Origin of the sequence: Nocardia sp. NPDC050175, from assembly GCF_044459885.1 — a bacterium.
Lineage (GTDB): Bacteria > Actinomycetota > Actinomycetes > Mycobacteriales > Mycobacteriaceae > Nocardia.
Genome location: NZ_JBITJI010000017.1, coordinates 178,981 through 193,427, shown reverse-complemented (window position 1 = coordinate 193,427; position 14,447 = coordinate 178,981). Strand labels below are relative to the sequence as shown.

At 69.4% G+C, this 14,447-nt stretch carries 14 protein-coding genes; 10 read left to right on the top strand and 4 right to left on the bottom strand.

The genetic code is table 11. The features are described from left to right. Nucleotides 1-4: 4 nt before the first annotated feature. Complete coding sequence (locus ACIBK2_RS40630) at nucleotides 5-985, bottom strand: glutamate ABC transporter substrate-binding protein (RefSeq protein WP_396975657.1); 981 nt, start codon at nucleotides 983-985, stop codon at nucleotides 5-7. After that, the gene (locus ACIBK2_RS40625; RefSeq protein WP_396975655.1) at nucleotides 982-2,370 is read right to left on the bottom strand and encodes a hypothetical protein; all 1,389 of its coding nucleotides are present in this window, start codon (nucleotides 2,368-2,370) and stop codon (nucleotides 982-984) included. Before ACIBK2_RS40625 ends, ACIBK2_RS40630 begins: the two co-directional genes overlap by 4 nt. A 180-nt stretch (nucleotides 2,371-2,550) precedes the next feature. Here ACIBK2_RS40625 and ACIBK2_RS40620 point away from each other — a divergent pair, with 180 nt between their 5' ends. Next, on the top strand, nucleotides 2,551-3,258 hold the full coding sequence (locus ACIBK2_RS40620) for an NUDIX hydrolase (protein WP_396975653.1): 708 nt from the start codon (nucleotides 2,551-2,553) through the stop codon (nucleotides 3,256-3,258). A gap of 48 nt (nucleotides 3,259-3,306) precedes the next feature. Here ACIBK2_RS40620 and thiE read toward each other — a convergent pair whose 3' ends face one another. Next, nucleotides 3,307-4,005 carry a thiamine phosphate synthase gene (gene thiE, locus ACIBK2_RS40615; RefSeq protein WP_396975651.1) on the bottom strand — a complete coding sequence of 233 codons (699 nt, stop codon included), beginning with the start codon at nucleotides 4,003-4,005 and terminating at the stop codon, nucleotides 3,307-3,309. 204 nt (nucleotides 4,006-4,209) lie between these two features. Between thiE and thiO the strand changes: the two genes are divergently transcribed. The 6 genes from thiO (at nucleotide 4,210) to ACIBK2_RS40585 (ending at nucleotide 9,566) form a co-directional block, all read left to right on the top strand. Beyond that, nucleotides 4,210-5,307 carry a glycine oxidase ThiO gene (thiO, locus tag ACIBK2_RS40610; RefSeq protein ID WP_396975649.1) on the top strand — a complete coding sequence of 366 codons (1,098 nt, stop codon included), beginning with the start codon at nucleotides 4,210-4,212 and terminating at the stop codon, nucleotides 5,305-5,307. Next, on the top strand, nucleotides 5,304-5,522 hold the full coding sequence (thiS, locus tag ACIBK2_RS40605; RefSeq protein WP_357385011.1) for a sulfur carrier protein ThiS: 219 nt from the start codon (nucleotides 5,304-5,306) through the stop codon (nucleotides 5,520-5,522). The genes thiO and thiS overlap by 4 nt, the downstream gene beginning before the upstream one ends. After that, nucleotides 5,515-6,279 (top strand): thiazole synthase, encoded by a 765-nt coding sequence (locus ACIBK2_RS40600; protein WP_396975647.1) that lies wholly within the window; start codon nucleotides 5,515-5,517, stop codon nucleotides 6,277-6,279. Before thiS ends, ACIBK2_RS40600 begins: the two co-directional genes overlap by 8 nt. 245 nt (nucleotides 6,280-6,524) lie before the next feature. Next, nucleotides 6,525-7,463: an ABC transporter ATP-binding protein gene (locus tag ACIBK2_RS40595; RefSeq protein ID WP_396975645.1), complete on the top strand. Its 939-nt coding sequence runs from the start codon at nucleotides 6,525-6,527 to the stop codon at nucleotides 7,461-7,463. Continuing rightward, nucleotides 7,463-8,224 carry an ABC transporter permease gene (locus ACIBK2_RS40590; protein WP_396975643.1) on the top strand — a complete coding sequence of 254 codons (762 nt, stop codon included), beginning with the start codon at nucleotides 7,463-7,465 and terminating at the stop codon, nucleotides 8,222-8,224. Before ACIBK2_RS40595 ends, ACIBK2_RS40590 begins: the two co-directional genes overlap by 1 nt. Before the next feature lie 418 nt (nucleotides 8,225-8,642). After that, complete coding sequence (locus tag ACIBK2_RS40585; RefSeq protein WP_396975641.1) at nucleotides 8,643-9,566, top strand: adenylate/guanylate cyclase domain-containing protein; 924 nt, start codon at nucleotides 8,643-8,645, stop codon at nucleotides 9,564-9,566. Between the two features lie 2 nt (nucleotides 9,567-9,568). On the opposite strand, the gene ACIBK2_RS40580 is transcribed toward ACIBK2_RS40585, so the two are convergent. Then, nucleotides 9,569-9,730 carry a hypothetical protein gene (locus tag ACIBK2_RS40580; protein ID WP_396975639.1) on the bottom strand — a complete coding sequence of 54 codons (162 nt, stop codon included), beginning with the start codon at nucleotides 9,728-9,730 and terminating at the stop codon, nucleotides 9,569-9,571. Nucleotides 9,731-9,928: 198 nt separating this feature from the next. On the opposite strand from ACIBK2_RS40580, the gene ACIBK2_RS40575 reads away from it, so the two are divergent. Genes ACIBK2_RS40575 through ACIBK2_RS40565 form a run of 3 tightly spaced genes read left to right on the top strand, consistent with a single transcriptional unit; the run spans nucleotide 9,929 to nucleotide 14,441 of the window. Further along, complete coding sequence (locus ACIBK2_RS40575) at nucleotides 9,929-11,641, top strand: acyclic terpene utilization AtuA family protein (RefSeq protein ID WP_396975637.1); 1,713 nt, start codon at nucleotides 9,929-9,931, stop codon at nucleotides 11,639-11,641. Further along, entirely contained in the window at nucleotides 11,638-12,846 is a 1,209-nt protein-coding gene (locus tag ACIBK2_RS40570; protein ID WP_396975635.1) for an acyl-CoA dehydrogenase family protein, read from the top strand. Before ACIBK2_RS40575 ends, ACIBK2_RS40570 begins: the two co-directional genes overlap by 4 nt. Next, nucleotides 12,843-14,441 carry an acyl-CoA carboxylase subunit beta gene (locus ACIBK2_RS40565; protein ID WP_396975633.1) on the top strand — a complete coding sequence of 533 codons (1,599 nt, stop codon included), beginning with the start codon at nucleotides 12,843-12,845 and terminating at the stop codon, nucleotides 14,439-14,441. The genes ACIBK2_RS40570 and ACIBK2_RS40565 overlap by 4 nt, the downstream gene beginning before the upstream one ends. Nucleotides 14,442-14,447: the final 6 nt, after the last annotated feature.

Below are 14,447 nucleotides of genomic sequence, written 5' to 3'. Positions count from 1 at the left end.
GCCGTCAATCCGCGTAGTTCGGTGCGGGCGGACCGGGGGACGGGCCGAGCAAGGACAGCCACTGGCGATAGATGCGATCCCAGGTGCCGTCGTGGCGAATGCGCTCCAGCGTGCCGTTCACGAAGCGCACCAGATCGTCGTCGCCCTTGGGGATGCCGATGCCGTAGGGCTCGACGCTGATGCTGTCGCCGACCACGGCAGTGTAGGGATCCTGCGCGGCCAGCCCGGCCAGGATGGAGTCGTCGGTGCTCGCCGCGTCGACCTGACGTTGCTGCAGCACGACCAGGCAGTCGGCCCAGGTGGGCACGGTGAGAATGGTGGCGGCGGGCTGATCGTGGCGCATGTGGTCCAGCGAGGTGGTGCCGCGCACGATGCACACTCGTTTGCCCGCGAGATCGGCGATGCCGTTGATCCCGGAGTTCTTCATCGCGAGTACCCGCTGGTTGGAGCGGTAGTACACGGTGGAGAAGGTGACCCGTTGGCGCCGTTCACAATTGATCGTCATGGTCTTCGCGACGATGTCGACGTCGCGGTTCTGCAGCGCGCGTTCCCGGTCGGCCGAGCCGAGGGTGCGGTATTCGATCAGGTCCGGGCTGCCGAGCAGGTCGCGCGCGATCTCCCTGGCGATATCGGCGTCGAAGCCGACGATGGCGCCGGAGGTCGGATCGCGGAAGCTGAACAGGTTGCTGCCCGCGTCGAGCCCGACCACCAGCCGCCCGCGGGCCCGGATCGCGTCGATGGTCGGCCCGCCGGCCGCGCCGCCGAGGCCGGTCGGGCGCAGGCTCGCCGTCGGGTCGCCGCACTGCGGCGCGGCCGCCGTCGGAGTCGGCGAATCCGTCAGCACCGGAATGACTTTCGCGGGCAACGGCGGTTCGGTGTACTTCGCCGTGCTGGTCGGCAGCGACATCGGCGAGCCGCCGGCACAGCCACCGACCAGGGCGACGGCGACCAGCGCGACGGCGACGAGGCCGGGCCCGGCCCTCACCGGTACTCCCGCAGCCGGGGCCACAGCCCGAGTCCGACGCAGGCCGCCGCGACGATGCCGAGCACCAGCGCGCCGGGGCCCATCAGGTCGAGCACCCGTGCGGCTTGGGAAATGTTGTCGCGCAATGTATTCCGCGTCTTGTCGATGCCTTGCTCCAGTGCCTTGTCCAGCGCGTCCACCTGGGCCGCGACATCCGCGGCGCCCGGTCCGGTCGCCACCGTGGCCGCGCCGTTGAAGTCGCCGCGGGCCAGCGTGTCGTTCATCCGCTGATGCGCCACCCGCCAACGGCCCAGTGCCGGAATGGCATTGCGCACGTCGTCGGCGGCCGGCGCGGAACTCGGATAGCCGCCGAGCAGGTCGGCGAGGCGGGCGATGTTCGCGTCGTAGGTCCGGTCGTAGTCGCCGGTCGCGTCCCGGCTCACCAGCTTCAGCGTTTCCGCCGACCGCGCCTGCTGCGCCAGGATCCGGCTCTCGGTGAGCCGCGAGGCAGGCACCGCGCCGTCGTCGCGGCCGCGGATCATCGAGGTGGCCGACACCGCGCCCGCGATCACCGTCCAGGTCAACAGGATCAGCACCGCCCCCGAGGCGAGCAGCAGCCCGGGATTGAGCACCCGGCGCCACCGCTTGGCCAGGTCGACTTGCGCCCACATCAGCGCGACCAGCGCGAGAATCACCAGCACGATGGCGGTCCACGGCGGCCGGACGTGATTGCGCTGCGCCTCGGTCACCGCCGCCTGGCGCCGGTTCTGCAGTTCCTCGGCCATCGGCAGCACGGCCGTCTGCATCTGGTTGGACGCTTCGCTCAAATAGGCGGCGCCCACCGGATATCCGCTGCGGTTGTTCGCCCGCGCCGTCTCCACTACACCGGTGTACACCGGCAGGCTGGTGGCGATCCCGGTGCGCAACTGGGTATCGGTGTTGTCGGTCCGGCTCGGCTCGGTGCCCGAGGCCCGTCCCGTTTCCGCAACCAATTCCGCGGCGGCCTCGCCGACCGCCTGGCTGTACCGATCGCGCACCGCCTGCGGCTCCAACCCGCCGGAGATGAACGCGGTGCTCGCCGCGGCGTCCGCGATGGACAGCGACGTGTACAGCCGATGCGCGGAGTAGGCGTCCGGCTCGGTGTCGTCGAGCAGTACCTTCAGCGTCTGCTGCCGGTCGCCAACGGTCGCGCCGGTCACCCAGCCCGCGGCCACGCACACCGTGATCAACAGCAGTCCGATCGCGATCAGCCGACCCGGTGAGGAACTGGCGAACAAGCGCAGCCGGGCCGGGTCGAACTGCTCGCGCACGAACGCGACCCGCAGCGCGCCTGGACTGTCCCGCGCGGCGAGCTCGGGGGTGGACGACGGCCGAAGGACCGCCGTCGCCTGCTCTATCCGAGCCATATCCACCTCCCCAGTCTGGGCCGCATTCGCGGATTTCTCGACGGACCGACCGGATAAACGGTCACCCCGTGTCTGCTGTTGCGGAGTTTATTGTGGTCGTAGCGGTGCCGTTGCGTGTGAAATACCCCTGCTTGGCAGCAGCGCGGTGCACTGCGAGGGCGGATTGAGGATGGGTGCGAGATGCGTGGTGACGGTGACGGGTGGTCGCGCGACCCCGATGGCATGCGGCGTTGGGGCCGCTTCGGCGCCGCCGGACTGCTGCTGCGCGCCCCGCTCGCCGACGGCGGCTCGGCGGTGCTGATGCAGCATCGCGCGCCGTGGAGTCACCAGGGCGGCACCTGGGCGCTGCCCGGCGGCGCCCGCGACAGCCACGAGACGCCGGTGCACGCCGCGGTGCGCGAGGCCTGGGAGGAGGCGGGCATCGATCCCGCCGACGTCCGGGTGCGCAGTGAGCGGGTGACCGCGGCCGCGCCGAGCGGCTGGACCTACACCACCGTGATCGCCGACGCCGTGACGACGCTGCCGACCAGCCGGAACCGGGAGAGCTCCGAGCTCGCCTGGATTCCGGAGGCCGAGGTCGACGCCCGGCTGCTGCATCCCGGCTTCGCTGCCTCCTGGCCCGCTTTGCGCGCCGAGCCTGCCCGCGTCTGCCTCGATGAACTCGCCGACGACCGCGCCGTCGCCGCCGCACTGCCGCGCACTGTCGATCTCGCCGATCAAGGCTTCTTCTGGCTCCATTCCGATCCCGACGGCCCCGGTGGCTGCGCGCGGATCGTCGATCCGGCGAGCGGAGCTGTGGCCGACACCGTGCCTGCTGACCCGATACCGGACAACGGCGCGCCTGCCGACCCGGTGCTCTCGCTCACCCGCGGCCAAGTGCTCTCCTGAGCTCTTTACCCGCGCGGCACGGCGGTGAATCAGCTGCCCTGTCACGGGCTAGGAGTTGGCGAGCAGCGCCGTCTTGAGTTGCCGCGCTGCGGCTTCCGGGTCGCGCGCCTCGGTGATCGCCCGCACCACGACGATGCGGCCGGCACCCGCGGCGAGCACGTCCGGCAGATTGTCCGCGTCGATCCCGCCGATCGCGAACCAGGCCCTGGTCGGGTGCGCGTCGGAGGTAGAGCGCACCAGTTCGATGCCCGCCGCCTGCCGCCCCGGCTTGGTCGGGGTCGCGTAGACCGGCCCGGTGCAGAAGTAATCGATGTGTTCGTCGATCGCGGCGAGCCCGGCCTGCGCGCGATTGTGGGTGGATCGCCCGATCACCACGTCCTGGCCGAGGATGCGCCGCGCGTACCACGGCGGCAGGTCGCCCTGCCCGAGGTGCAGCACGTCGGCGCCCGCGGCCAGCGCGATATCGGCGCGATCGTTCACCGCGACCAGCCCGCCGTGCCTGCGGGCCGCCGCCTTCAGCTCGGCGAGGGCGCCGAGTTCGGCGCGCGCCTCGAGCGGGCCGAACTTCGCCTCACCGGGCGAACCCTTGTCCCTGAGCTGGATGATGTCGACCCCACCCGCGAAGGCCGCTTCGGCGAACTTGGCCAGATCGCCCTTGTCCCGTCTGGCGTCGGTACAGAGATAGAGCCGAGCGGTTGCCAAGCGCTCCCTGGGCGATGCGGGTCGGGCGGGGTGGGAGGGTTGCACGCCCTCGACCGTAGCCGCGCTACCGTGGGGAAGCGAACGGCGGCACGAGCGCCGGGCCCATGCGGCGGTCGCGGCGGGTCCCTGCGAGGGGACCGCCGAACGCCGCAAATCGATCACAGCGGTGTGCGCGACGGGCCCGATGACGGGTTAACCAGGAAGGCGCCCGCGACGCCGCCCATCGGAGACAGAGGCAGGTGGAAACGGATGCGGACGCTGGCCGTCGTGGGTGGCGGCGTCATCGGGCTCGGCGTGGCCTGGCGGGCGGCCGAGGCGGGCTGGTCGGTCACCCTGTACGACCCCGCCGTCGGCTCCGGCGCCTCGTGGGTGGCGGGCGGCATGCTCGCTCCGTTGTCCGAGGGCTGGCCGGGCGAGGACCAGGTGCTCGAATTCGGTGCCGCCTCGTTGGCCCGCTGGCCCGACTTCGCGGCCCGCATCGACGCCGCCACCGGCGTATCGGTCTTCGTGGCCGATGCGACCCTGACGGTCGCGCTGGACTCCGCCGACGCGGCCGACCTGCGCACGGTCGCCGAATGGGTGGGTGGTCGCGGCCACGAACTGCAGGTCCTCGATCGCGCGGGTGTTCGTGCGCTGGAACCGAACCTCGCGCGCACGGTCCGCGCCGGGCTGCACGCGCCCGCCGAGCCCGCGATCGACAATCGCCGCCTGCTCGCGGCCCTGCGCAAGGCCGCGACGGCCGCGGGCGTGCAGATCCGCGCCGAATCCGTCGACGCACTGGACGCACTCCCGCACGACCAGATCGTCCTCGCCGCGGGCGCCGCCTCGGCCCGGCTGTGGCCCGGGTTGCCGGTGCGTCCGATCAAGGGCGAGATCCTGCGCCTGCGCCACCGCCCCGGCGTCACCCCCGCGCCGGGCCGCGTGGTCCGGGCCAGGGTGCACGGCCGGGCGATGTACCTGGTCCCGCGCGCCGACGGAATCGTGGTCGGCGCAACACAATACGAGGCGGGTTTCGACACCGCAGTGACCGTCGCCGGTGTCCGTGACCTGATCGCCGACGCCGAGGCGATCTTCCCCGGCATCGGCGAATACGAGCTGGCCGAGGCGAGCGCGGGCTCGCGGCCGGGCACCCCGGACAACCTGCCGCTGCTCGGCAGGCTGAGCGACCGGGTCGTCGCGGCCACCGGCAACGGCCGCAACGGCATGCTGACCATGCCGCTCACCGTCGACGCGGTGCTCGCCCAGCTGGCCGGAACACCGTTGTCCGAGGCAGCATCCGCTGACCCACAACGCTTTTCGACGGCGCACCCGCCGTCCCCTTTGTCATCCGCAGGAGGAGTTCGATGACTTCGACATCCGTACCCATCGGCGTCACCGTGAACGGCACAGATCACGAGTTCGCCGAAACCCTCACCGTCCGAGAGCTGCTCGGCCGCCTCGAGTTGCCCACGCAGGGCATCGCGCTCGCGGTGGACGGCGCCGTGTTCCCCAAGTCCCGCTGGGGCGAGCCGGTCGGCCGCGGCTGGCAGATCGAGGTACTGACGGCGGTGCAAGGTGGCTGACAGCTACGCGCCGCTGCGAATCGCGGACCGCGAGTTCGGTTCTCGCCTCATCATGGGCACCGGCGGCGCGGACAACCTCGCCGTGCTCGAGGAGGCGCTCATCGCCTCGGGCACCGAACTCACCACCGTCGCCATGCGCCGGGTGGACGCCGCGGGCGGCACCGGCGTGCTGGATCTGTTGAAGCGCTTGAACATCGCGCCGCTGCCCAACACCGCGGGCTGTCGCACCGCCACCGAGGCGGTCCTCACCGCGCAACTGGCCCGCGAGGCCCTCGACACCAACTGGGTCAAGCTCGAGGTGGTCGCCGACGACCGCACCCTGCTGCCCGACCCGATCGAATTGGTCACCGCCGCAGAACAACTCGTCGACGACGGTTTCGTGGTGCTGCCCTACACCACCGACGACCCGATCCTCGCGCGCCGGCTGGAGGACGCTGGCTGCGTCGCGGTGATGCCGCTCGGCTCCCCGATCGGCACCGGTCTCGGCATCGGCAACCCGCACAACATCGAGATGATCGTCGCCGAGGCGAAGGTCCCGGTCATCCTCGACGCGGGCATCGGCACCGCGAGTGACGCGGCGCTGGCCATGGAACTCGGCTGCTCGGCCGTCCTGCTGGCCACCGCGGTGACGCGGGCGCGTCAACCGGAGTTGATGGCCGAGGCGATGGCCGCCGCGGTCCGCGCCGGCTACCTGGCCCGCCAGGCAGGCCGTATCCCCAAACGCTTCTGGGCCCAGGCCTCCTCACCTGCCCGCTGACCCCGACCGAAGGCCTCCTTCGCCCCGTCTGCCCAGCTGAAGGGCCCCTTCGGTCGGCCGGTTCGCTTCGGCTGAAGGCGACCTCCGGTTGGTCGTACGGGCTGAAGGGCGCCTTCGGTCGGGCGTTGGGGGGAGGTCAGGGTGGCTGTCGGGGGAGGGTCGGGGGTGTGGTCATCCTCGAGGATGATCGAACACGACACTTAGTAGTGACGCGGATCGCGGGGTTATCGGGCAGGCTGGTGTCCATGATCGAGCTGAGAGGGCTGACCAAGCACTACGGGCAGACCGTCGCCGTTCAGGATCTATCCTTCACCGTTCGACCCGGACAGGTGACGGGGTTCCTGGGCCCGAACGGAGCCGGTAAGTCGACGACGATGCGAATGATCCTGGGGCTGGACAAGCCAACCGCAGGCACCGCACTCATCCAGGGTAAGCCATACCGCGAATTGGACCATCCGCTGCGCACGGTCGGTGCGCTGCTCGACGCCAAGTGGGTGCATCCGAATCGTTCGGCGCGCGCCCACCTCGAGTGGATGGCCGCCTCCAACGACATCGCCAAGTCCCGGGTGGAGGAGGTGCTGCGGCTGGTCGGCCTGTCCGAGGTGGCGGGCAAGACCGCGGGCGGCTTCTCCCTCGGCATGTCCCAGCGGCTCGGCCTGGCCGGTGCGCTGCTCGGCGACCCGCAGGTGCTGCTGTTCGACGAGCCGGTCAACGGCCTCGACCCGGAGGGCATCCTCTGGATCCGCCGGTTCATGCAGCGACTGGCCGCCGAGGGACGCACCGTGCTGGTCTCCAGCCATCTCCTCTCCGAGATGGCGCAGACCGCCGAGCGCCTCGTGGTGATCGGCCGCGGCCAGCTCATTTCCGATACCACCACACAGGAATTCATCGAGCGCGCCTCCGAACAGTCGGTGCGCGTGCGCAGCCCGCAGCTCGACCAGTTGCGCAGCGTGCTCACCTCGAACGGCATGACGGTCCGTGAGGACGGCACCGACGGCCCCGCGCTCGTGGTGGCCGGCGTGCCGAGTGACGCGGTCGGCAAGCTGGCCGGTGCGAACGAGATCACGCTGTTCGAGCTTGCGCCACAACGTGCTTCGCTGGAAGAGGCGTTCATGCGGATGACCGGCGGCGCCGTGCAGTACCACGGCGAAGGCCTCGATCAGGCGATGGGAGGTGCGCTCTGATGGGCGTGCTGGCAGCAGAACGAATCAAGCTCACCTCGACCAGGTCGCCTTGGTGGTGCTCGGCCATCGTGGTCGTGCTCGCCCTCGGGCTCGCCGCGCTGTTCGCGCTGGTCACCAAGTCGGCCGGGGACAACCCCGCCGAGGGGACGCCGACGCTCGACGTGAGCACCGCGACGGCAGGCGTCGTCGGCTTCGGCGTGATGGTCTTGATGATCATGGCGGCGTTGACGGTGACCAGCGAATACCGCTTCGGCGTCATCCGGACGACGTTCCAGGCGGTGCCCAATCGCTCCAAGGTGCTGATCACCAAGACGCTGCTCGTCGGTGTCTTCAGCGCCGTGCTCACCACGATCCTGGCCTTCCTCGCCATCGGGGTGGCCAAGGCGATCGGCGGGTCCGCCCCTGCGGCGAACCTGACCTTGGATGGACAGTGGCGGGCCGTCTACGGCATCCCGATCTACGCGTTCCTGATGATCGCGGTGGCCATCGGTGTCGGTGTGCTCGTCCGGCAGTCCGCGGCCGCGATCTCGCTGATCGTGTTGTGGTCCTTGCTGATCGAGCCGCTGCTCGGCGCGTTCGGCAGCTTCGGCCGCAACGTGGCGCCGTTCCTGCCCTTCCAGAACGCGAGCCACTTCCTCGCCGTCTCGGAGTCCGGCGCCAACTGGCACTGGGGTCCGTGGGGCAGCCTGCTCTACTTCCTCGCCTTTACCGCGATCGTCTACGGCGGCGCGCTGATCATGATCAACCAGCGCGACGCGTAGCGACACAAGCAAACCCGAGTTGCCTTCCCTCGCCACTCGGGTTTGGGGCGCCGACCTTGTCGGGAGGTTTCGCGCGCCCCGTCACCGCCCCGCCACTGCCCGGCGGACGGTGTGACCATCGGCCCGGCGTGATCCCCTTCACGCCGGGCCGATGGCGTTATCGGACCTGGCCTGCCGAGCTTGCGAGCACAGCTGCGCGACGCGGCATTATTGCTGGTCAATGACCCATGTGAACATCACGGAAACTGTGAATCACGTCGCTTCACCGGCCCTGAATCCACGGGTACAGTTCGACTCAGCAACCAGCTCGTTATCCATCGGCGGCCCCAATGTTGTGCCCGCTTCATCCGTCGGGAGGTAGCAGGTGGCGATAATCAGTGATCCGCCGACGACAGGTCGGCTGAGATACCCTCTGGGCGTGAGCGAAACACCTTCCGGCGGTGCTGCGCCCGGGTCGGAGCCGGAGGACGAGAACGGCCTCGAACCCGAGGTCGTGATCCCGCTGGTACCCGCGGACGAGGGCGGTCCCATCCGCCGTCCCGGGGCCGGGCTGCGCAAGGGCCAGCTGTCCGCGTTGATGAACGCGGCGAACAACCGGACGGACTTCATCGGCGTGCTCCGCAAGGCGCGTGAGCAGCTGCCAGGTGACCCCTCCTTCGGCGACCCGCTCTCGGTGACCGGCCCCGGCGGTGCGCGCGCCGTCGCGCGCGCCGCGGACAAACTGGTCGGCGACACTCCCAGCGCGGCCAGGGAGATCGGTTTCGGCGCGCTCCAGGTCTGGCAGGCGATGCTGGAACGGGTCGGCCGCGGCAAAGGTAACGCGGAAGTAACTGTGATGTTCACCGACCTGGTGGCCTTCTCCAGCTGGTCGCTGTCCGCCGGCGACGAGGCGACGCTGGAACTGCTGCGCCGGGTCGCCAAGGCCATCGAACCGCCGATCGCCGAGCGCGGCGGTCAGGTGGTCAAGCGGATGGGCGACGGCGTGATGGCCGTGTTCCCGTCGGCCGACCGGGCCGTGCGCGCCGCGATCAATGCCAAGCGCAACCTGGCCGAGGTGAAGGTGCGCGACTACCGCCCGCAGATGCGGATCGGCCTGCACACCGGTTCGCCGCGCGAGATCGGCGGCGACTGGCTCGGCGTCGATGTCACGATCGCGGCCAGGGTGATGGAGGCGGGCGGCAACGGCAACACCATGCTGTCCGAGGCGACGCTGCAGTCGCTGAAGCCCGAGACCCTCGCGGAGCTGGGCCACGCGGTGAAGCCGTACCGCCGCAGCTTCTTCGCCGCGCCGCTGAGCGGGGTCCCCGAGGACCTGCGCATCTTCAAGCTCTCCGAGCTCTGAGATCAGGCGCCGACCCACCATGCCACGGCGCCCGCGATCGCGAGCACGGCAAGGACTGCCAGCACGATCGCGGCTTTGCGCGCGGTTTTCCACGTCGAATAGACGCCGCCGAGCAGAAAGCCGGCCAGCGCGAGCAGGATGATCACAGTGACGTCGGTGGACATTGTGCCCATTCTGCTCTGCCGGTTTCGCACCGTTCGACCAGCGCTGCCCGCAGTGATCTGACCCACTCGTGATTAACAAGCACGCATGCTTGCTTTTTTCTGGCGACGGTGTGATGCTGGTCCTCGGAACGCGGACTTCACGGGTGCGGCACGCGGCTGTGCCATGACGGTTCGCCGTTACAGGAGGCATTCCCGCTGATGAGTGTGCTGGCCGCCAACCCGGACGTGCTCCGGATCGGCAACTGTTCCGGTTTCTACGGTGATCGACTGAGCGCCATGCGCGAGATGCTCGAAGGCGGGCAGCTCGACGTGCTCACCGGCGACTATCTCGCCGAGCTAACCATGCTGATCCTCGGCCGCGACCGGATGAAAGATCCGAGCCTCGGCTACGCCAAGACCTTCGTGAAGCAGATCGAGGACTGCCTCGGGCTCGCGCTGGAACGCAACGTGCAGATCGTCACGAACGCGGGCGGTCTCAACCCCGCCGGTTTGGCCGAACGCCTGCGCAAGGTGGCCGCCGATCTCGGCCTCGACGCGAAGATCGCGCACGTCGAAGGCGACGACTTGGTCGCGCGCGCAGGCGAACTCGGCCTCGGCGCGCCGCTCACTGCGAACGCCTACCTCGGCGCCTGGGGCATCGTCGAATGCCTGAACGCGGGCGCGGACATCGTGGTCACCGGCCGGGTCACCGACGCGTCGGTGATCGTCGGCCCGGCGGCGGCCCACTTCGGTTGGGGCAGAACCGATTACGACGCGCTCGCGGGCGCGGTCGTGGCGGGGCACGTCATCGAATGCAGCACCCAGGCCACCGGCGGCAACTACGCGTTCTTCACCGAGCTGGCCGATCTCGGCAGGCCCGGCTTCCCGATCGCCGAAATCCGCAGGGACGGCAGCAGTGTCATCACCAAGCACGCGGGCACCGGCGGCGCGGTCACGGTGGACACCATCGAAGCGCAGCTCATGTACGAGATTCAGGGCACGCGGTACGCCGGACCCGACGTGACCTCGCGGCTCGACTCCATCGCGCTCAGCTCGGACGGCCCCGATCGGGTGCTGATCAGCGGTGTCGTCGGCGAGGCGCCGCCCGCGCAGCTGAAGGTGTCGCTGAACACGCTCGGCGGCTTCCGCAACGAGATGGAGTTCATCCTCACCGGACTCGACATCGAGGCGAAAGCCGCACTGGCACAACGGCAGTTGGAGTCGTGGCTGTCGGTGAAACCGGCCGAGCTGGACTGGACGCTCGCGCGGCTGGACCGGCCGGACGCCGACACCGAGGAGCAGGCCAGCGCGCTGCTGCGCTGCGTGGTGCGCGACCCGGACCCGAACAAGGTCGGCCGCTCGTTCTCCAGCGTGGCCGTCGAACTGGCGCTGGCCAGCTACCCGGGCTGCAGCTTTACGACGATGCCCGGCAACGGTTCTCCCTATGGGGTGTACTCGCCGGGGTTCGTCGATGCCACCGAGGTGCCGCACGTCGCGGTGCTGCCGGACGGCTCCCGCGTCGATATCGCGCCGTCCGCGGACACACTGGCGCTGGCCGACGTCGCCGAGCCCGCGCTGCCGGAGCCGTTGCCCGCCGGGGAAACTCGCCGCGTCCCCCTCGGCACCATCGCCTTGGCGCGCAGCGGTGACAAGGGCGGCAACGCCAATATCGGTGTCTGGGTGCGTACCGACGAGCAATGGCGCTGGCTCGCCAACACACTCACCGTCGAACGCGTCAAAGAGCTACTGCCCGAGACCGCTTCGCTTACGGTCACCAGGCATGTACTGCCCAACCTGCGGGCGGTGAACTTCATCATCGAAGGTTTACTCGGTCAGGGTGTCGCCTATCAGGCTCGATTCGACCCCCAGGCCAAGGGACTCGGCGAATGGCTGCGGTCCCGTCATCTCGACGTCCCATTGGAGCTGTTATGAATTCAGTATCGCGAAGCGATTCGACCGGGGGTGGCGGTCGGGTGACGGGTGGGCGGGTAAGTCCTTGGAATTCCCGTGAGCGCCGCGAATTGCGCGCCACAGTACGGGGTTTCGCAGAGCGGGATGTCCTGCCCTACATGGACGAGTGGGAGCGCGACGGCGAGATCCCGCGCGAGCTACACAAGAAGGCCGGGGCGCTCGGGCTGCTGGGCATCCAATTCCCTGAATCCGTAGGTGGTTCCGGTGGCGACGGCATCGACGCGATGATCGTCTGCGAGGAACTGCATCAGGCAGGCGCCTCCGGTGGCCTGTTCGCGTCGCTGTTCACCTGCGGCATCGCGGTGCCGCACATGATCGCCTCCGGCGACGCTGATCACATCGAGCGTTGGGTACGACCGACCCTGGCGGGCGAGAAGATCGGCTCGCTCGCCATCACCGAACCCGGCGGCGGCTCCGATGTCGGCCACCTCACCACCACCGCCCGCCGCGACGGCGACCACTACATCGTCAACGGCGCCAAGACCTTCATCACCTCCGCCTGCCGCGCCGACTACGTGGTCACCGCGGTGCGCACGGGCGGCCCTGGCTCCGGCGGGATTTCGCTGCTCGTGGTGGAAAAGGGCACGCCTGGCTTCACCGTCAGCCGCAAGCTGGACAAGATGGGCTGGCGTGCCTCCGACACCGCCGAACTGTCCTACGTGGATGTCCGGGTGCCCGCGGCCAACCTGGTCGGCCCGGAGAACTCCGGCTTCTTCCAGATCGCGGGCGCGTTCGTCAGCGAGCGCGTCGGCCTTGCGGTGCAGGCGTATTCGAGCGCGCAACGCTGCCTCGACCTCACCCTGGACTGGGTGCGCAGCCGGGAAACCTTCGGCCGCCCGTTGATCAGCAGGCAGGCCGTGCAGAACACGGTCACCGAGATGGCCAGGCGCATCGACGTCGCCCGCGTCTACACCCGAGATGTGGCCCAGCGCAGCGCGAACGGCGAGACCGACCTGATCGCCGAGGTGTGCTTCGCCAAGAACACCGCCGTCGAAGCCGGCGAATGGGTGGCCAATCAAGCCGTCCAGCTGTTCGGCGGCCTCGGCTACATGCGCGAATCCGAAGTGGAACGCCAATACCGCGACATGCGCATCCTCGGCATCGGCGGCGGCACCACCGAAATCCTCACCGGCCTCGCCGCGAAACGATTGGGGTACCAGTCTTGACGACACTACGCAGCACCCTCGACACCGCCTCGCCGGAGTACGCCGCGGCGGCGGAAGCCATGACGGCCAAGCTCACCGAGGTCGAGGGCGAGTTCGCCAAGGCGATCGACGGCGGCGGACCGGACAAGCTGGCCCGGCATCGCAAGCGCGGCAAGATGACCGCACGCGAGCGGGTCGAGCTGCTCATCGATGAGGACTCGCCGTTCCTGGAGCTGTGCCCGCTGGCGGGCTGGGGCAGCGAATTCCACGTCGGCGCAAGCACTATCGCGGGCATCGGCGTCGTCGAGGGCGTCGAATGCATGATCGTCGCGCCCGATCCGACCGTGCGCGGCGGTACCTCGAACCCGTGGACGTTGCGAAAGACGCTGCGCATCAACGACATCGTCCGGGAGAACCGGCTGCCGGTGATCTCGCTGGTCGAGTCCGGTGGCGCGGATCTGCCGACGCAGAAGGAAGTCTTCGTCCCCGGCGGCCGGATGTTCCGCGACCTCACCCAGGCCTCGGCGGCGGGCATCCCGACCATCGCGCTCGTCTTCGGCAACTCGACCGCGGGCGGCGCCTACATCCCGGGCATGTCCGACCACGTGGTGATGATCAAGGAGCGCTCCAAGGTGTTCCTCGGCGGCCCGCCGCTGGTCAAGATGGCCACCGGCGAGGAGTCCGACGACGAATCGCTCGGCGGCGCCGACATGCACGCCCGCGTCTCCGGCCTGGCCGACTACTACGCGCTCGACGAACAGGACGCGATCCGCATCGGCCGCTCCATCGTCCGGCGGCTCAACTGGCGCAAGCAGGGCCCCGCCCCGCGCGCCGAGGTGATCGAGCCGCTCTACGACCCCGAGGACCTGCTCGGCATCGTCCCCAACGACCTGAAGATCCCGTTCGATCCGCGCGAGGTGATCGCGCGCATCGTCGACGGCTCCGACTTCGACGAGTTCAAGCCGCTCTACGGCGGCAGCCTGGTCACCGGATGGGCTGAGCTGCACGGGTATCCGATCGGCATCCTGGCCAACGCGCGCGGCGTGCTGTTCTCCGAGGAATCACAGAAGGCCACCCAGTTCATCCAGCTGGCCAACAAGACCAACACTCCATTGCTGTTCCTGCACAACACCACCGGCTACATGGTCGGCAAGGAGTACGAGCAGCGCGGCATCATCAAGCACGGCGCGATGATGATCAACGCGGTCTCCAACTCGAAGGTGCCACACATGTCGGTGCTGATGGGCGCCTCGTACGGTGCCGGGCATTACGGCATGTGTGGCCGCGCCTTCGACCCGCGCTTCGTCTACGCCTGGCCCAGCGCGAAATCCGCAGTGATGGGCGGCGCACAGCTGGCCGGTGTCATCTCGATCGTCGGTCGCGCGGCAGCCGAGGCCAAGGGCATGCCGTTCAACGAAGAGGCCGACGCCGGGATGCGCGCCATGATCGAGGCGCAGATCGAGGCCGAGTCGCTGGCCATGTTCATGTCCGGGCGCCTGTTCGACGACGGCGTCATCGATCCGCGCGATACCCGCACCGTATTGGGAATGTCCTTGTCGGCCATTCACAATGCCCCGATCAAGGGCGCCGATGGCTTCGGCGTCTTCCGAATGTGAGGCCGG

What these genes read in the sequence shown, in the direction of transcription:
- ACIBK2_RS40625 (WP_396975655.1), bottom strand. Translation starts at nt 2,370, where the DNA reads ATGGCTCGGATAGAGCAGGCGACGGCGGTCCTTCGGCCGTCGTCCACC.
- ACIBK2_RS40620 (WP_396975653.1), top strand. Translation starts at nt 2,551, where the DNA reads ATGCGTGGTGACGGTGACGGGTGGTCGCGCGACCCCGATGGCATGCGG.
- thiO (WP_396975649.1), top strand. Translation starts at nt 4,210, where the DNA reads ATGCGGACGCTGGCCGTCGTGGGTGGCGGCGTCATCGGGCTCGGCGTG.
- thiS (WP_357385011.1), top strand. Translation starts at nt 5,304, where the DNA reads ATGACTTCGACATCCGTACCCATCGGCGTCACCGTGAACGGCACAGAT.
- ACIBK2_RS40595 (WP_396975645.1), top strand. Translation starts at nt 6,525, where the DNA reads ATGATCGAGCTGAGAGGGCTGACCAAGCACTACGGGCAGACCGTCGCC.
- ACIBK2_RS40590 (WP_396975643.1), top strand. Translation starts at nt 7,463, where the DNA reads ATGGGCGTGCTGGCAGCAGAACGAATCAAGCTCACCTCGACCAGGTCG.
- ACIBK2_RS40580 (WP_396975639.1), bottom strand. Translation starts at nt 9,730, where the DNA reads ATGTCCACCGACGTCACTGTGATCATCCTGCTCGCGCTGGCCGGCTTT.
- ACIBK2_RS40575 (WP_396975637.1), top strand. Translation starts at nt 9,929, where the DNA reads ATGAGTGTGCTGGCCGCCAACCCGGACGTGCTCCGGATCGGCAACTGT.
- ACIBK2_RS40570 (WP_396975635.1), top strand. Translation starts at nt 11,638, where the DNA reads ATGAATTCAGTATCGCGAAGCGATTCGACCGGGGGTGGCGGTCGGGTG.